At 68.0% G+C, this 16,970-nt stretch carries 17 protein-coding genes; 9 read left to right on the plus strand and 8 right to left on the minus strand.

Features of this window, described 5'->3' with window-relative positions; all coding sequences use genetic code 11:
- Positions 1-90: 90 nt before the first annotated feature.
- Entirely contained in the window at positions 91-1,374 is a 1,284-nt protein-coding gene (locus D451_RS0114345; RefSeq protein WP_017534957.1) for a purple acid phosphatase family protein, read from the plus strand.
- A gap of 48 nt (positions 1,375-1,422) precedes the next feature.
- On the opposite strand, the gene D451_RS0114350 is transcribed toward D451_RS0114345, so the two are convergent.
- On the minus strand, positions 1,423-2,835 hold the full coding sequence (locus tag D451_RS0114350; RefSeq protein ID WP_394296797.1) for an FUSC family protein: 1,413 nt from the start codon (positions 2,833-2,835) through the stop codon (positions 1,423-1,425).
- 215 nt (positions 2,836-3,050) lie between these two features.
- Here D451_RS0114350 and D451_RS0114355 point away from each other — a divergent pair, with 215 nt between their 5' ends.
- On the plus strand, positions 3,051-3,566 hold the full coding sequence (locus D451_RS0114355) for a MarR family winged helix-turn-helix transcriptional regulator (protein WP_014912994.1): 516 nt from the start codon (positions 3,051-3,053) through the stop codon (positions 3,564-3,566).
- Positions 3,563-4,588: an aminotransferase class V-fold PLP-dependent enzyme gene (locus tag D451_RS0114360; protein WP_017534959.1), complete on the plus strand. Its 1,026-nt coding sequence runs from the start codon at positions 3,563-3,565 to the stop codon at positions 4,586-4,588. The genes D451_RS0114355 and D451_RS0114360 overlap by 4 nt, the downstream gene beginning before the upstream one ends.
- Positions 4,589-4,690: 102 nt before the next feature.
- Here D451_RS0114360 and D451_RS0114365 read toward each other — a convergent pair whose 3' ends face one another.
- Both D451_RS0114365 and D451_RS0114370 read right to left on the minus strand, forming a co-directional pair.
- Positions 4,691-5,143: a pyridoxamine 5'-phosphate oxidase family protein gene (locus D451_RS0114365; RefSeq protein ID WP_193789612.1), complete on the minus strand. Its 453-nt coding sequence runs from the start codon at positions 5,141-5,143 to the stop codon at positions 4,691-4,693.
- A gap of 387 nt (positions 5,144-5,530) precedes the next feature.
- The gene (locus D451_RS0114370; RefSeq protein ID WP_017534961.1) at positions 5,531-5,857 is read right to left on the minus strand and encodes a thioredoxin family protein; all 327 of its coding nucleotides are present in this window, start codon (positions 5,855-5,857) and stop codon (positions 5,531-5,533) included.
- 541 nt (positions 5,858-6,398) lie between these two features.
- Between D451_RS0114370 and D451_RS0114375 the strand changes: the two genes are divergently transcribed.
- Both D451_RS0114375 and D451_RS0114380 read left to right on the plus strand, forming a co-directional pair.
- Complete coding sequence (locus D451_RS0114375) at positions 6,399-7,349, plus strand: alpha/beta fold hydrolase (RefSeq protein ID WP_017534962.1); 951 nt, start codon at positions 6,399-6,401, stop codon at positions 7,347-7,349.
- Between the two features lie 120 nt (positions 7,350-7,469).
- Positions 7,470-8,453: an adenosine deaminase gene (locus tag D451_RS0114380; RefSeq protein WP_017534963.1), complete on the plus strand. Its 984-nt coding sequence runs from the start codon at positions 7,470-7,472 to the stop codon at positions 8,451-8,453.
- A 76-nt stretch (positions 8,454-8,529) separates the two neighbouring features.
- Here the strand turns inward: D451_RS0114380 and D451_RS0114385 are convergent, their stop codons facing one another.
- Positions 8,530-9,495 carry a DUF2332 domain-containing protein gene (locus D451_RS0114385; protein ID WP_017534964.1) on the minus strand — a complete coding sequence of 322 codons (966 nt, stop codon included), beginning with the start codon at positions 9,493-9,495 and terminating at the stop codon, positions 8,530-8,532.
- Positions 9,496-9,652: 157 nt separating this feature from the next.
- On the opposite strand from D451_RS0114385, the gene D451_RS0114390 reads away from it, so the two are divergent.
- Positions 9,653-10,285 carry an ATP-binding cassette domain-containing protein gene (locus D451_RS0114390; RefSeq protein WP_017534965.1) on the plus strand — a complete coding sequence of 211 codons (633 nt, stop codon included), beginning with the start codon at positions 9,653-9,655 and terminating at the stop codon, positions 10,283-10,285.
- 4 nt (positions 10,286-10,289) lie between these two features.
- Complete coding sequence (soxR, locus tag D451_RS0114395; RefSeq protein WP_014912762.1) at positions 10,290-10,757, plus strand: redox-sensitive transcriptional activator SoxR; 468 nt, start codon at positions 10,290-10,292, stop codon at positions 10,755-10,757.
- Between the two features lie 67 nt (positions 10,758-10,824).
- Here the strand turns inward: soxR and rnhA are convergent, their stop codons facing one another.
- The 3 genes from rnhA to D451_RS0114410 all read right to left on the minus strand — a co-directional run bounded on the left by rnhA (position 10,825) and on the right by D451_RS0114410 (position 12,720).
- Positions 10,825-11,298 (minus strand): ribonuclease HI, encoded by a 474-nt coding sequence (rnhA, locus tag D451_RS0114400; protein ID WP_017534966.1) that lies wholly within the window; start codon positions 11,296-11,298, stop codon positions 10,825-10,827.
- Positions 11,299-11,524: 226 nt separating this feature from the next.
- Entirely contained in the window at positions 11,525-12,187 is a 663-nt protein-coding gene (def, locus tag D451_RS0114405) for a peptide deformylase (protein WP_017534967.1), read from the minus strand.
- A gap of 89 nt (positions 12,188-12,276) precedes the next feature.
- Positions 12,277-12,720 (minus strand): SMI1/KNR4 family protein, encoded by a 444-nt coding sequence (locus D451_RS0114410; protein ID WP_026125071.1) that lies wholly within the window; start codon positions 12,718-12,720, stop codon positions 12,277-12,279.
- Positions 12,721-13,001: 281 nt separating this feature from the next.
- Between D451_RS0114410 and D451_RS0114415 the strand changes: the two genes are divergently transcribed.
- Positions 13,002-14,270 carry a sensor histidine kinase gene (locus D451_RS0114415; protein ID WP_017534968.1) on the plus strand — a complete coding sequence of 423 codons (1,269 nt, stop codon included), beginning with the start codon at positions 13,002-13,004 and terminating at the stop codon, positions 14,268-14,270.
- Positions 14,219-14,866 (plus strand): LuxR C-terminal-related transcriptional regulator, encoded by a 648-nt coding sequence (locus tag D451_RS0114420; protein WP_017534969.1) that lies wholly within the window; start codon positions 14,219-14,221, stop codon positions 14,864-14,866. Before D451_RS0114415 ends, D451_RS0114420 begins: the two co-directional genes overlap by 52 nt.
- An 87-nt stretch (positions 14,867-14,953) precedes the next feature.
- On the opposite strand, the gene D451_RS0114425 is transcribed toward D451_RS0114420, so the two are convergent.
- Entirely contained in the window at positions 14,954-16,969 is a 2,016-nt protein-coding gene (locus tag D451_RS0114425; protein ID WP_017534970.1) for an AMP-binding protein, read from the minus strand.
- Position 16,970: the final 1 nt, after the last annotated feature.

Here is a 16,970-nt window from a genome sequence, read left to right on the forward strand (position 1 = left end):
CAACGATCGGCCCCGGAGCGTTCACTCCCCGTTACACCCCACCGACTAGCGTCGACCCGTCCCACACCCGAACACCGAAAGCGAACCCCCATGACCGCGCTCCCCCGCTCCACGGTCCACCTCGCCCTCGCCCTGATCGGCGGCGCCGCCCTGACCCTGACCCCCACCGCCGCCCACGCCCAACCCGCCCCCACCGTCCAAGGCCCGACCGAACGCATCACCCTGTCCCCCACCGCCGACCCCACCACCTCCCAGACCATCACCTGGCGAGGCGACCACGGCGACACCGCCCTGGTCCGCTACGCACCCGCGGACGACCCCGAACAGACCCGCGACGTCCAAGCCCACATCAGCACCGAGGCCGCCGGCACCTACTACACCGCCACCCTCACAGGCCTGACCCCTGCAACCGCCTACGACTACCGGGTCGGCGACGGCGACACCACCCTCAGCGACCCCCACACCTTCACCACCGCCGCCCCGGACGACACACCCTTCGACTTCCTCTACTTCGGCGACACCCAGAACGACATCACCGAAGAGGCCGCCCCCGTCGTCCGCGCCGCCCTCCAGGCCCAACCCGACGCCGCCCTGGCCCTACACGCCGGCGACCTCATCAACACCTCCACCAACGACGCCCAATGGGCCGAGTGGTACGACGCCTACGGGCCCGCCGCCGTCAAGATGAACCAGCTCGCCGCCCCCGGCAACCACGAATACTCAGGCACCACCCTCAGCCCCCAATGGACCGGCCAGTTCCCCGGCTCCGGCAACGGCCCCACCAACGGCGCCGACCTCCCCGAAACCGCCTACTACACCGACTACCAGGGCGTCCGCTTCATCGTCCTCAACTCCAACTACCGCAACGCCGCACCCATCAGCCGCAACGCCTGGCTCCAGGAACAGGCCCGGTGGCTCGACCAGGCCCTGACCGACAACCCCGGCCGCTGGTCCGTGGTCACCTTCCACCACCCCGTCTTCTCCAACACCCCCGGCCGCGACAACCCCGAACTGCGCAACGCCTGGATGCCCGTCTTCGAGGACAACGACATCGACCTCGTCCTCCAAGGCCACGACCACTCCTACAGCCGCGGCAACCTCACCACCAACGACACCGACGACCCCACCGTCCAGACCGGCCCCGTCTACACCGTCGCCGTCACCGGCCCCAAGATGTACGACGCCCACGAAGGCAACTGGACCGACAACGGCGCCCGCGTCCGCGCCCACGCCACCGACACCCAGACCTACCAGTCCATCGAGGTCGACGGCACCACCCTGGAATACCAGGCCCGCACCATCGACGGCCAGATCATCGACGCCTTCACCATCGTCAAGGACGACCAGGGCAAGACGGTCACCGACCGTCTCTAACCCCCCGCACGTCGGGTGCCCGGGCGAAGCGCCCGGACACCCGACCCCTCACACCGGCTCCGGCTCCCGATCCAACAACGCCCGCGCCCGCCCACGCACCCGCTCCACCCGCTCACCCGGCACCGAAACCGCGGGTTCGCCCACGGCCACGGCCACAGCGGCCTCCACATCGCCCAACGCCTCCACCAGACGGTGCCGACACCCCGCCCCACCACAAGCCGACACCCGCGCACAGGCCCGCTCGCACTCGACCAACGCCCCCTCCAACCGGGCCCGCGCACCACGATCGGCCACCACCACACAGACCACCAACCCCACCACAGCGCCCAACACCGTGGACGCCGTACGCTCCACCACCAGATCGAACGTGCCCTCACCCGGCCGGGCCAACGCCGACAACGCCAACGTCAACGGCGTCACGCACACGATCGCGTACGCGTAGTTGGTCATCACCACCAACTCCGCCCCCACCTGGCAGGCCACCACCAAAGCGATCACCACCCACACCGACGAGATGTCCACCAGCGCGAACACCCCCACCGCCACCACCGCGCCCACCACGGTCCCCACCCCGCGCTGCACCGTCCGATGCCAGGTCGCCGACACACCGGCGACCTGCAACACCGACGCCGCCGACACCGTCGCCCAATACCCATGGCCCAGCCCCCACAGCCACGCCACACGCACCACCCAGGCACCCGAAGCCCGCCCCCACGACCAGACCCGGACGGGCCGCGCACCGGCCCGCACCCGATCGGCATAGGCGCTCAACCGGACACGCTCACCCTCCTCCACCAGCGGATCCACCACACGACGCCGCCGCACCCGACGCGCCACCTCACGCAACTCCGCCGCCCGACGCGCCCGCTCCACCACCGAACCACCACGGATCGCCCCCTGGGCGCGGGCCGCCAACACCTCCAACCCACGCGTGCCCTCACCGCGCTCTCGCGCGTGCAACACCCGCCAGGCCGCCCGCACCGCGTCCTCGGCCCGATGAACCCCTCGCCCGGAAGGGTCCTCCAGATGGTCGGCGACCGCGTGCAGGGCCCGCGCCAGAGCCAAACGCTCCGGAGCACGAGGATGCGCCAGAGCTCCCACCACGGCCGCCGCCCAGCACAACCCGGCCGCCGCGGCGGTCACCCCCGCGCTCACCCCCACCTCCGGCCACGTCCGCGGCGCATACCCCGCCACCCCCGCGGCGAACACGAACATCAACCCCGCCGGAGCGCCCAACGCCACCACCTCCGACAGGTACCTGGCGCCGGACGCCACCGCCGCCACCACCAGGATCGGCGCCCACACGCCCACCCCCAGCGCCGAGGCGGACGCGCCGGCGGCCACCGCCACCGTCAACCCGACGCCCACCACCGCCAACAGCCACACCCGACGCGCGTAGGTCTCATCGCGCGCGTACAGGGAGGTGAAACACCCCATCGCCGCATAGGGCGCCAGATCCATCCGACCGGTGAGCCGCAAGGACACCAACACCAGCGCCAGACACCCTCCGGCGCGCACCGCCGTCACCAGCACGTTGCCGCGCACCCGCCGAGGAACCAGGGCGCCACGAACGTCGAAGAGGTCGGCACGCCGACCCCATAAAGAAGAAAAGTAGTTCACAAGTAAATTATTATAGGGTGTGTCCGCCCCGGCACCACCCACCGAAAGAACCACCCATGACCGACGCCGTACAACGCTTCCGCGACAGCTGGGCCCACCTCCACCCCCACCTGGACCTGACCGGCATGGAGACCATGGGACGCGTCCTACGCCTGGCCGCACTCATGAACAACATCACCGAAGACGCCCTCACCGACAGCGACGTCTCCCGCCCCGAATTCGAAATCCTCGCCGCCCTACGACGCACACCCCAAGGCCTACGCCCACGCCACCTCACCCGCGAAACCCTCTCCTCCGGCGCCGCCACCACCAAACGCCTCACCCGCCTCGAACAGATCGGACTCCTCACCCGCACCCGCATCGAACGCGACCGCCGCGAAACCCTCGTCCGCCTCACCCCCCAAGGCGAACAACTCATCGACACCCTCTTCACCCACCAACTCGAACGCGAAACCACCCTCCTGGCCCCCCTCACCCCCCAAGAACGCACCCACCTGGCCACACTCCTGACCCGCGTCCTGACCCCCATCGACCCACAACCACCCCACACACCCGAGGCACCCCACCCATGAACACCCACCTGTGGAACCCCACCACCACCTGGCTCAACACCGCCCAACACGGCCTCCCACCCACCACCGCCCACACCGCCCTCACCCAAGCCCTCCACCAATGGCACACCGGCACCACCCCCATCCACCACTGGAACCAGACCACCGAACACACCCGCACCCTCTTCGCCCAACTCATCAACGCCCCCACCACCGACATCACCCTGGGCGCCACCACCTCCCAGATCATCGGCACCATCGCCGCCTCCCTACCCGACCACACCAACGTCCTCCTCCCCCAAGAGGAATTCACCTCCACCACCTTCCCCTTCCACACCCACCACGACCGCGGCATCACCATCACCACCGCACCCCTGCACTCACTCGCCGACCACATCGGCCCCCACACCCACCTGGTCGCCTACAGCCCCGTCCAATCCGCCACCGGCACCCTCGCCCCCACCGAACAGATCCTCACCGCCGCCCGCGAACACGACACCCTCGTCATCGCCGACGCCACCCAGGCAGCCGGCTGGCACCCCCTGAACGCCACCCACTTCGACGCCCTCGTCTGCTCCGCCTACAAATGGCTCATGGCACCCCGCGGCCTCGCCCTGGCCTACATCGCCCCCACCCTCCGCGAACGCCTACGCCCCATCAACGCCGGCCCCAGCGCCGACCGCCACCCCGCCCACGCCTTCTACGCACCCCACCCCGACACCAGCCCCCACGCCCGCGGCCTCGACCTGTCCCCCAACTGGTTCGCCACCCTGGCCGCCGCCCCCGCCCTCCAAACCCTCCTCGACACCGGCATCGACAAGATCCACACCCACAACACCCACCTGGCCGACCGCTTCCGCGCCCACCTGGACCAACCACCCGCCCACTCGGCCATCACCACCGTCACCACCCCCGGCGCCCTCCAGACCCTGCGCGAAGCCGGCATCATCGCCACCGAACGCGGCGGCCACACCCGCCTGGCCTTCCACCTCTACAACACCGAAGCCGACGCCGACCTGGCCGCCCACACCCTCACCCGCTGACCCCCGACCGGGGACCGCGCCCTCCCCAGGACACGAAAAAGGAGGGGGCGGGCCCCAAGACCCCGCCCCCTCCACGTGTTCGAACCCCTTCGAACACCCCGCTCAGGGCACCAACCCCGCACGCTCGGGCCGCACCGTACCCAACACCCGCTCCACCGCGATCTCGATCACCACCCGCTCCGGATTCTCCCGCGGCCGCCGATACCGCTCCTCATACCGACGCTCGGCCTCGGCCACCGCCCCACGATCACGCACCACCCGCGCACGACCCTCCAACGTCGACCACCGCGCACCCTCCACCTGCGACACCGACACCCGCGCCCCCGGACGCGCCGCCAGATTCCGCGCCTTATAACTGGCCCCCGAACAGATCACCCGCGCCAGATGCCGCTCCGGGTCATAGGTCACCCCCACCGGCACCTGATGGATACTCCCGTCCGGACGCGGCGACGCCAACATGCACAACCGGTACTCGCCCCAGAACACCAGGAAGGGATCCTCCACACCGGACCCTTCCACCTCCGACACCACCTCGGACACACGACCTCCCACCATCGAAACCATGGGGAACACCCCCACCACCAGCATCCCAGCGCCCCCGCACCACCCTCACCGACCCCCGCCCACCCACATGTTCGAACCCCTTCGAACACCCCCGAGAGCGCACACCGCCCCGTGGCCCCCCTACGGCGGACCCCCGCCCTCCTCCCACGACCGAAGACGCGAACGCCACCCGCGGGCCACCACCGGGACACCGCACACCCGTGGGCTCGACGGCGGCCGGGGAACGCACACCGAAGGCCGCCCCCCGGATACGGGCGACGAGGAAAAGAGAGCGGCGGACCACCCCGCGCACGACAAGGGACGCCCACCGGAACCACCCGTCCCGACAGACGCCCCCTCTTCACCCCGGTCATCTCTCCAGACCGGGGCGCGCACCCCTCACAGGTGCGGCGTGACCAGATCGACCACGTTGCCCTTGCTCGCCGGGCCGATACGCGTGGCCACGATGCTCCCGCCCTTGAACACATACAGCGTGGGAATCGCCGTCACGTCGTACTTGGGCGGCGTCTCGGGGCTACGGTCGATGTCTAACCGCGCGACCGTCAACCGACCGTCGTACTCCTTGGCGACCTCGACCAACACCGGATCCAACGCCCGGCACACCGCACTCCACTCCGCGCGAAAGACCGCGAGCACCGGCCCCGCGACCCGGACGACCTTCGCCTCGAAATCAGCGTCGGTGACATCGACGACGGTACCGCTCATCAGGGGTGACTCCTTTTCTCCAGAGGGAACGGCGACACCAGGGCCACCGCGCATTCGAACAACCATCGAACAGACCCGGACGAGCGCTCCTCGACGAACACGAGAACGACCACGCCCGACGAAACCGGCACCACCACGGAACCGGACCGGCGCCCTACACCCCGACGGAGGACGCACCCCGGAAAGGTCTTCGACCAGGACACCGGTAAAGACCACCCCGACAGCCAGGGGACGAACCGAACAACGGGGCACTTTCCTTCACACGGGCCGGGGGAGAGGACGACGCCACCAACGCGAACGACCCCCAGGGTCCGAGAACCCCGAACGCCATCACGAAACGCGACGAACCGATCACACGATGATGCCGGCCGGCCACCCCTCACCGAAAGACCCCAGGTCAAACACCCCACTAACACACCAACATCCCGGAAACCACCCAAACGCCCGAAACACCCCACTACCTCCCCCGCCTAGAAAAAACCCGCCCCACCCCCACCACACCCGCTACCATCACCGGTCCCCACAACGAAAAGAGACCCGAATGCACCCCATCACCACACCCCACACCACCGGCACCCTCACCCGCCCCCACGGCCAACACCTGCACTGGCAAGAACTCGGCAACCCCCACGGAACCCCCCTCCTGGGCATCCACGGCGGCCCCGGCGCCCACTCCAACCCCCGCTGGTCCCAACTCGCCGACCCCCACCACTACCGACTCATCCTCATCGACCAACGCGGCACCGGCGCCAGCACCCCCAACGCCGCACACCCCCACACCGACCTCACCCACAACACCACCGGCCACCTCATCGCCGACTTCGAAGCCCTACGCACCCACCTGAACATCGACCGATGGCACCTCCTCGGCGCCTCCTGGGGCACCTGCCTGGCCCTGGCCTACGCACAAACCCACCCCCACCACATCCACTCCCTCACCCTCCTGGCCGTCAACACCGGCACCCGACGCGAAATCGAATGGATCACCCACGACATGCGCCGCGTCTTCCCCCACCAATGGGAAGAATTCCGCGCCGCCGCCGGACCCGACGCCGACCCCCGCAGGCTCCCCGCCGCCTACAGCCGACTCCTCGCCCACCCCGACCCCACCATCCGCCACGACGCAGCCCTGGCCTGGTGCCGCTGGGAGGACACCCACGTCGCCACCACCCCCGGCCACACCCCCAACCCCCGCTTCGACGACCCCGCCTTCCGCGCCACCTTCGCCCGCCTGGTCACCCACTACTGGGCCAACGACTGCTTCCTCGAACCCGACCAACTCACCCGCGACCTCCACCGCATCACCCACCTACCCGCCACCCTCATCAACGGCCGCCTCGACATCAGCGGCCCCAGCGACATCGCCCACGACCTCGCCGCCTCCTGGCCAGGCGCCCACCTCGTCATCGTCGACAACGCCGGCCACACCTCCGACCACCACGGCGTGGGCCAAGCCGCCAAAGACTCCCTCGACCGCATGCGCACCCTCTGAACACGAAAAAGAGGGCCGCCCCACACCCGACGACCCCCCACCACACGCACAACCCACCCACCCCATCAGCCACAATGACCAACAACCACCACACAACCCCGAAAGGCCCCACACACCACCATGCCCATCCCCAAAGCCGAACTCCACCTGCACATCGAAGGCACCCTCGAACCCGAACTCGCCTTCCAACTCGCCCACCGCAACAACATCACCCTGCCCTACCCCGACGTCCAAACCCTGCGCGACGCCTACTCCTTCACCGACCTCCAATCCTTCCTCGACCTCTACTACCGGCTCATGGACGTCCTACGCACCGAAGCCGACTTCCACGACCTGGCCACCGCCTACCTCACCCGCGCCGCCGCCCAAGGCGTCCGCCACGCAGAGATCTTCTTCGACCCCCAAGCCCACACCCAACGCGGCATCCCCCTCGAAACCGTCATCAACGGCCTCACCTCCGCCCTCGACACCAGCCTCCAAGACCACGGCATCTCCACCCACCTCATCCTGTGCTTCCTACGCGACCAGAGCGCCCAGGACGCCATGGACACCCTCGACGCCGCCCGCCCCCACCTGCACCACATCACCGCCGTAGGCCTGGACTCCGCCGAAGTCGGCAACCCACCCGAAAAATTCACCGAGGTCTTCCAAACCGCCGCCGACCTGGGCCTACGCCGCGTCGCCCACGCCGGAGAAGAAGGCCCCGCCACCTACATCTGGAACGCCCTGAACCACCTGGGCGCCGAACGCATCGACCACGGCATCCGCTGCATGGACGACCCCGAACTCATCACCCACCTGGCCACCACCCAGACCCCCCTCACCGTCTGCCCCTTCTCCAACGTCCGCCTACGCGCCGTCCCCACCCTGGACCAACACCCCCTGCCCGCCATGATGGACGCCGGCCTCCTGGTCACCGTCAACTCCGACGACCCCGCCTACTTCGGCGGCTACGTCCACGACAACTACCTCGGCCTCCAACACCACCTCGGCCTGACCGACGAACAACTCCGCACCCTGGCCCGCAACTCCTTCACCGCCTCCTTCCTGACACCCGAACGCCGCGACGCCCTCATCGCCCAGGTCGACGCCCACACCTTCTGACCCCACACCGACAAAGAGCAGGAGGGGGACCACCGCACACGGTGGCCCCCCTCCTCCATGTCCGCCCCCGGCCCGCTCACCGCCAGGCCAACGACCCCCCATGCTCACCCGCGTACGCCACCACCCGACCGTCCACCGCCACCGCGAAATCCGTATCCACACCACCGAAGGCCCCCTCCCACTCCGGGAAGACCGCCCCACTCTCATTCGACACCCACGTCACGTCCAACCCCCGCACCAACCCCTCGAACCGCACCCGATCCACCCGCGACAGATACGCCAACACCGCACTGTGCAACACCACCGGCCGCACCCCCGCCGGCACCCGCTCCACCACCCCGGGCAACTCCTCCAACAGATCCCCCGCCACCATCCACGCCGGCTCCCGCGCCGCCACCGACGCCGCCGCCCGCAACCGAGCCACCCTCTCCAACTCACCCTCACCCGGCCACACCAACGCCGCCAACCAGTCCACATCACCCCCATCGGCCGGATCCAACGGATTCATGTCGATCCCCGCCCGCCACACCACCTCCGGCACCCTCTCGGGTATCGGAACACCCCCCGACGTCGCACACTCCAACACCACCGGACTCTCCACCGGCCCCACCACACCACCACCATCGAACCGATACCGATACCGGTCCGGATACAGACACAACCCCGCCGATGCCCCCACCTCGATCAACGCCAACGGCCCCTCCAAACCCGCCAACACCGGCAACAACGTCGCACACCGACGTGCCTCGTTGGTCTGCGTCGAACGCGACAGCACCACCTCCACCACCGCCTCCGAACGCTCGAGCACCCACCCCCGAAACGCCTCGAACGAGTCCACCGGCCCACCCAGAAACCGCACCGCCCCCAACCACAGGTTCGGCTGACGCTTATTACCCTCCGGAACCGACATCACCAACTCCAGCAACACCCGATCCCGCGCCAGGCCCCGCGCGATCCGCGCGTAGGCCGGCGAACCACCCCGCTCGAAATGGACCGCCATCCGCTCGAACCTCTCGGCCACCCGACCCGCGCCCTCCACCACGACACACCCCTTCGCAACAGACGAAAACGTGCGCCGACCCTACACACCCGCCCCCACACCGCCACGACCCGCCCCCGTGCGAAAAACCCGCCAGAACCCTCACCCGCCCACGACAGTCCCACCCGCCGAAGAACCCACCCACACGAACGGACCACCCGTGAGACTCATCGACCGCGGCCACCTGCACCACACCACCACCGCACCCACCCCACCCCCACCACCCCTGCTCCGGATACGCGACCTCACCCACACCCACCTGCACCACCTCGACCTGACCCTGCGCCCCTCAGAACACGTCGCCCTGGTCGGCCTGACCACCCCCGCCCGCACCACCCTCACCCGACTCCTCCACGGCCACCTCCACCCCACCCACGGCGACCTGCACACCACCACCGCCCTACACCACACACGACCCCACCCCGACGACCCCCACCTACACCACGCACTGACCGCGACCGGCCTCCACCACCACCCCCACACCACACCCCTGAAACACCTCCAACCCCACCTGGCCTCACACCTGCACCACGCCCGCACCCTCTACGCCCACCACACCCACGCCCACCTCCTCCTCATCGAACAACCCCCCCCCCCCACACCCCCGCCCACACCCACCACCGCACACCTGACCCTCACCGACCACCCCACCCTGGCCCGCAGCGCCGACCGCATCCTCCACCTCCACCACGGACACGTCACCGAAACCGGAACCCACCACCAACTCCTCATCCGCGGCGGCGCCTACGCACGCCTGTACGCCCTCCAAAGCACCCGCACCCACCTACACTGAGCCCGTGGCACCCGTAACCAAGGAACTCACCGTCGGCCAGGTCTCCCAACGCTCCGGAGTGGCCGTCTCCGCCCTGCACTTCTACGAACGCCAAGGCCTCATCCACAGCCGACGCACCTCAGGCAACCAACGCCGCTACCACCGCGACACCCTGCGCCGCGTCGCCTTCATCCGCATCTCCCAACGCGTGGGCATCCCCCTGGCCCGCATCCGCCAGGCCCTCGAACGCCTCCCCGAGAACCGCACCCCCACCCGCGCCGACTGGGCATCGGTCTCGGCCCAATGGCGCACCGAACTCGACGCCCGCATCACCCAACTCATCCGCCTCCGCGACGACCTGACCGGATGCATCGGCTGCGGCTGCCTGTCCCTGAGCTCGTGCACCCTGTCCAACCCCGACGACGAACTCGCCGCCACCGGCCCCGGCGCCCGCCGCCTCATGGTCGACCCCTTCAAGGACGAGACCACCTGAGACGACGAAAGCGGCCCCGCCCCCCACCAGGGAACGGGACCGCCCGCACACCACCGCGCCGGCCGCCTCAGGCGGCCGCGGCCTCATCCCGACCACGCCGCGCCAACTCGTCGGCGTGCTCGTTGCCCTCATCACCGCTGTGGCCGCGCACCCACTTCCACTCCACCTCGTGCTCGGCGGCCAACGCCTCCAGCCGCTGCCACAGATCCACGTTCTTGACCGGCTTCTTGTCCGCCGTCCTCCACCCGCGCCTCTTCCACCCGTGCACCCACGAGGTGATGCCGTTGCGCACGTAGGAGGAATCGGTGTGCAACACCACCGGCACCCGCCGCGTCAGGCTCTCCAACGCCTTGATGGCCGCCATCAGCTCCATCCGGTTGTTGGTGGTCTGCGCCTCGCCTCCGTACAGTTCCCGCTCATGCTCGCCATAGCGCAGCCACACACCCCACCCGCCCGGGCCGGGGTTGCCGCTGCACGCCCCGTCGGTGTAGATGACCACACGTCGCGTCGACCCCTGGTCGACCTCGTCCCCGTTGTGCATGCCGGGCAATCTACCGCCCCCACAGGTCACAAAAAGGCCACAACCCCCGAACAAAGTGCCACTTTCAGAGCCAATCGTGACCAATGGAGCCCCCAAAACGGCCATTTCAAACCACCTGAACAACCAAAGGCACCCCCACACCCCACCACCACCGACCACCCGACACAAAAAACGAGGGCGCCCCGGCCACACCGGAACACCCCCGCCACAGGCAGAACCGACCACCTCAGGCCGGCTCCACCCCCAACTCACGCGCCCGCTCCACACGACGAGCGAACACACTGTCCGACATCTCGTTCATCTTCTTCAACACCCGCTTACGCTCACGCTTGGACAACCGATCCACGTACAAACGCCCGAACGTGTGATCGGTCTCGTGCTGAAGACAACGCGCGAAATACCCGCTCCCGCTCACCACCACCGCGTTGCCGTCCTTGTCCACCCCACGCACCGTCGCGTGCTCGGCCCGCCCCAACTCCGCGTGCGGACCCGGAACCGACAGACAACCCTCGTTCTCCACCACCACCGCGTCGGACACATCACGCTCGTCCAACACCGGATTGATCACATGCCCCACATGCCGCACACCATCATCATCGGGGCAGTCATAGACGAACAACCGCAGATCCACACCCACCTGGTTGCCCGCCAACCCCACACCCTCGGCCGCGTACATCGTCAAGAACATGTCATCGACCAGACGCGACAACTCCGCGCCGCCCAACATCTCCTCGGGCACATCGGCGTTCACCCGGTGCAGGACCTCCTCACCCGTCACCGTCACCCGCAGCACACGACCACGAGCCGCTTCCGGCGCCATATCCGGATAGTCCGACACCTCCCGCCCCTGAACGAAGACGGCGGGCACGGGCGTGGACTGCTCCGACATGGTCCTTCTCTCCGGGGAAACGGCCACCGACGGCGACACACCGCCACGGCCGATGAAAACGAACACCGACCGACGGCCCACCCCGGCCCCTAACGGAACCAGGCGTTGCCCTGAATGAAACACCGCGCCAGATAGTCGCGCAACGACACCACCACCAGGCGCCGCCGGTCACTCTCATGATCCCACACCACGATCCCCGGCCCGTAGTCCGTGTGCACATACGCGAACTGCGGACCCATGTCCGAATCACCGAAGAAGATCATCTCGTCGAAGGGCGCGTACAACTCCTCGTAATCCGGCTCACACCGCATCGCCAGATTGTCCTCCACCAACCGGCGCGCACCCCACACCACCGCGTCCCCGTACTCGTTGGTCACCCCATCGGTCTCACGCAACAACGACGCCAACTCGAACGGCAAAGGCAGCATCAAGTGCTTCTCCACCTCGGCCAGCATCACCTCATCGGCCGGATCACTCAGATCGGCCTCCGGATACATCTCCAGGATCAGTTCACGCCACACACCACCGATCATCACAGGTCATGGCAAGACACGGGAAATCGTGGTCGGCGAGTTGCGCCGAAAATCCACCCCACCACCCACCCGGATCACCATGAACACCCCAAACCACCACAAAACCCCCAGCCCCGGAGGCCACCCCACCCACCAAAACCAACACCCGAAACCACCAACCCACTACAAAAAGTCACCAACCACCCCACACCCCACCCACACCCCCGACCCACACACCACCCCCACCACCACAACGCACAATAGAACAACACCACCCACACCCACCCCTGGAAGAGACCACCATGGCCACCACCCGACCACCACGAACCCCCCACCACACCACCACGGCCTACCTCTTCCTCCTCATCTCCCACAACACCGCAGCACTCACCCTCACCCCCCTCGTCATCGCCTCAGGCCTCCTCACCCTCCTCTGGATCGGCCTCCCCTTCATCATCCTCACCGCACTCACCCTCCGCACCATCGCCAACGCCCAACGCACCACCCTCACCCACCTCCTCCACAAACCCCTCCCACCCCCCTACCGACCCCTCCCACCCACCGGCATCATCCCCCGCGTCCGCATCATCCTCACCGACCCCGCCACCTGGCGAGACCTCCTCTGGCTCACCACCTCACCCCTCCTCATCACCCTCGCCCTCATCCCCACCCTCCTCCTCGCCCACGCCACCTACCAAACCCTCTACGCCCTCCTCCTCTGGCACACCCACCCCCTCTACGACACCTTCACCGCCACCACCCAAACCCAAGCCCTCACCACCCTCATCCCCGCCACCCTCCTCACCATCACCGCCACCCTCCTCACACCCCACACCACCCACGCCTACACACACCTATCCCAACTCATCCTCGCCCCCTCCGAAAAAGCCCGACTCACCGCACGCGTCGCCCACCTCGCCACCAGCCGCGCCGACACCATCGACACCCAAGCCGCCGAAATCCGCCGCATCGAACGCGACCTCCACGACGGAGCCCAAGCCCGCCTCGTCGCCCTCGGCATGCACCTCGCCATGACCGAACAGATCATCGAAACCGACCCCACCACCGCCCGCACCATGCTCACCGAAGCCCGCGAAACCACCCGCCACGCCCTCACCGAACTCCGCGACCTCGTCCGCGGCATCCACCCACCCGTCCTCCTCGAACGCGGACTCGACGGAGCCGTCCAAGCCCTCGCCCTCACCCACCCCCTCCCCATCACCGTCACCACCCACCTCCCCGGCCGCCCCGCCGACCCCGTCGAATCCGCCACCTACTTCGCCATCGCCGAACTCCTCACCAACACCGCCAAACACTCAGGCGCCACCCACGCCCGAATCCACATCAACCACGGCCGCCAACGCCTCATCACCACCGTCACCGACAACGGCCACGGCGGAGCCCACCCCACCCCCGAAAGCGGCCTCAACGGCATCGCCCGCCGCCTCGACGCCTTCGATGGCACCATGAACATCACCAGCCCACCCGGCGGACCCACCATCATCACCCTGGAGATCCCATGCGCGTTGTCATCGCCGAAGACCTCGCCCTCCTCCGCGACGGCCTCATAAGACTCCTCCAAGCCCACGACTTCACCGTCGTCGCCGCCGTCGACAACGGCCCCGACCTCCACACCGCCCTCACCCAACACAAACCCGACGTCGCCGTCGTCGACGTCCGCCTACCCCCCACCTTCACCGACGAAGGCCTCCAAGCCGCCATAGACGCCCGCACCCACCTCCCCGGCCTGCCCATCCTCGTCCTCTCACAACACGTCGAACAGCTCTACGCCCGCGAACTCCTCTCCGACCACACCGGCGGCGTCGGCTACCTCCTCAAAGACCGCGTCTTCGACATCGGCCAATTCATCGAAGCCGTCCGCCGCGTCGCCGCCGGCGGCACCGCCATGGACCCCGCCGTCATCTCCCAACTCCTCGCCCGCCAGGACAACCAAGGCCCCCTCGCCCAACTCACCCCCCGCGAACGCCAGGTCCTCGCCGAAATGGCCGAAGGACGCTCCAACTCCGCCATCGCAGGACGCCTCTACATCACCGAAAAAGCCATCAGCAAACACATCAACAACATCTTCACCAAACTCGACCTACCCCCCTCCTCCGACGACAGCCGCCGCGTCCTCGCCGTCCTCGCCTACCTCAACGGCCGCTAGAGCACCCACCACGAACAACAACGACCCACCCCCCGCACACAAAACGGCCGTGGCCCCCAAGGACCACGGCCGCACGCACACCCCCACCTACTCCCGACGCACCCGATACAGACCATCGATCTCCTCGGAGAACGCCCTCAACACAGCCTCACGCCGCAACTCACCCGAAGGCCGCACCAACCCCGACTGCACCGTGAACTCCTCCGCCAACACATGGAACGACCGCACCGCCAAATGCCGCGGCACACTCCGATTGGCCTCGTACACCAACCCCTGCACCTCACGAAGCAGATCACGATCCCCCGCGACCTCCTCCGGCGCCATCGACAACGGCCGACCATTCACCAAACGCCAATACTCCAACTGATCACGCACCAACGTCACCAGAGCACTCGCGAACGGCCGCCCCTCCACGATCACCAACACCTGACTGATCAACGGATGAGCCCGCAACCGAGCCTCGAACCCCGCCACCAACTCGGCGTCCTCACCCGAAACACCGGAAGAACCCTCCTCCTCCGGCTCCTCCACACCCGACTCCACGACCCCGGACCCGGCACCCTCACCCTCGGCAACCGCCCCCAGAACCGCCAACGCACGACGAGCCTCCTCGGCCCCCCGCCCCTCGACCGGACCCCCCGAAGACCCCTCAGAACCCTCCACCTCAACGACCCCAGAAACCCCCGAAGACGCCACAAAACGCCCAGGAACCTCCAACGCCGACGCCTGAGGCCTCACACGCCCCGACACCCGAACAAAACCCTCATCATCCACCTCGGCCGCCACACCCGTGGCCAACCACCCATCACGAAACGCCGCCCGCGTCCCCTCCACATCCGCCCAATAACCCAAGAACACCGCACCACCACGCAAGAACAACTCACCCTCACGCGACACCCACGGCTCCCGGCCCTCCACCACACGACCCACAGAACCCGCCACACGATCACCCACAGCGTTCGCGGCCACCACACCACCCGCCTCGGCGACCCCGTACACCTGCATCAACGGAACACCCAAACCGTTGAAATACGAATCCAGACGCTCCGACAACCCCCCACCCCAACACACCGCCACATGCACACGACCACCCAACGCCTCCCGCACCTTCGCGAAAGACCAATCGTGCATCGACCGCGACAACCGGGCCCAAGCACCCTTCTTCTTGTTCTGATCGAACTGCACCGCCGCGTCCACCGCCGCGTTGAACGCCCCCACCGAATTCCAGTCCGTCGCATGCGCGGTCGACCGCTCCGCACCATGCACACGCTCGAAGAACCCCGACGTCCCCACCAACACCGTCGGCCGGAACCTCAACAACTCACGACGCAACCCACCAGGCCGAGCCACACCCGCCCGCACCCGACCGGCCACACACGCCACCAACATCGCCAGACCCGAGAACTCCGACAGCGGCATATCCACCACCGCACTCGCCTTACCCTCGGGCAACTCCGACAACCGCGGCCACAACCGATCCACCACATCCGCCGCCGACGACAACAACGCACCATGCGAGAGCACCACACCCCGCATCGTCCGCGACACCGTACTCATCGGATACAGCACCACCGCCGGATCCTCCGCCACCACCGCATCACGACGGAACCGCACAGCCGAAGCGTCCATATACGCCCCCAGGCTCGCCACCTCCGGCAAACCCTCCGAAAAACGCCAGACCCTCCCCAGATCTGACATCTCCCGCTGCAACCCCACCACCACACGATGAGCACGCTCACCCGACACCACAGCAGCCGCCGGACGCGTATGCCGCACCACATACGCCAACCGCTCCGACGACGCCACCACCGGAACCGGCACCAACACAGCACGCACCGACCACACCGCGTACGCCAAACGCACCCAGTCATGCCCCTGTGGCAACACCGACAAGACCCGGTCGCCCTCACCCACACCCGCCGCGACCAAACCCTTGGCCAACGACGTCACCTCGGTCGCGAACTCCCCCGCCGTCAACCGCTCCCAACGCTCCTCCCGGAACACCGAGAACACCTGCGCATGCGCGTCAGAGGTCGCCACGTCATAGATCTGGTCACTCAGCCCGGACTGCTCCCGAGCCACCGAACCGGGGGTCTCGCCCATA

It is taken from the genome of Nocardiopsis alba DSM 43377, assembly GCF_000341225.1.
GTDB lineage: Bacteria > Actinomycetota > Actinomycetes > Streptosporangiales > Streptosporangiaceae > Nocardiopsis > Nocardiopsis alba.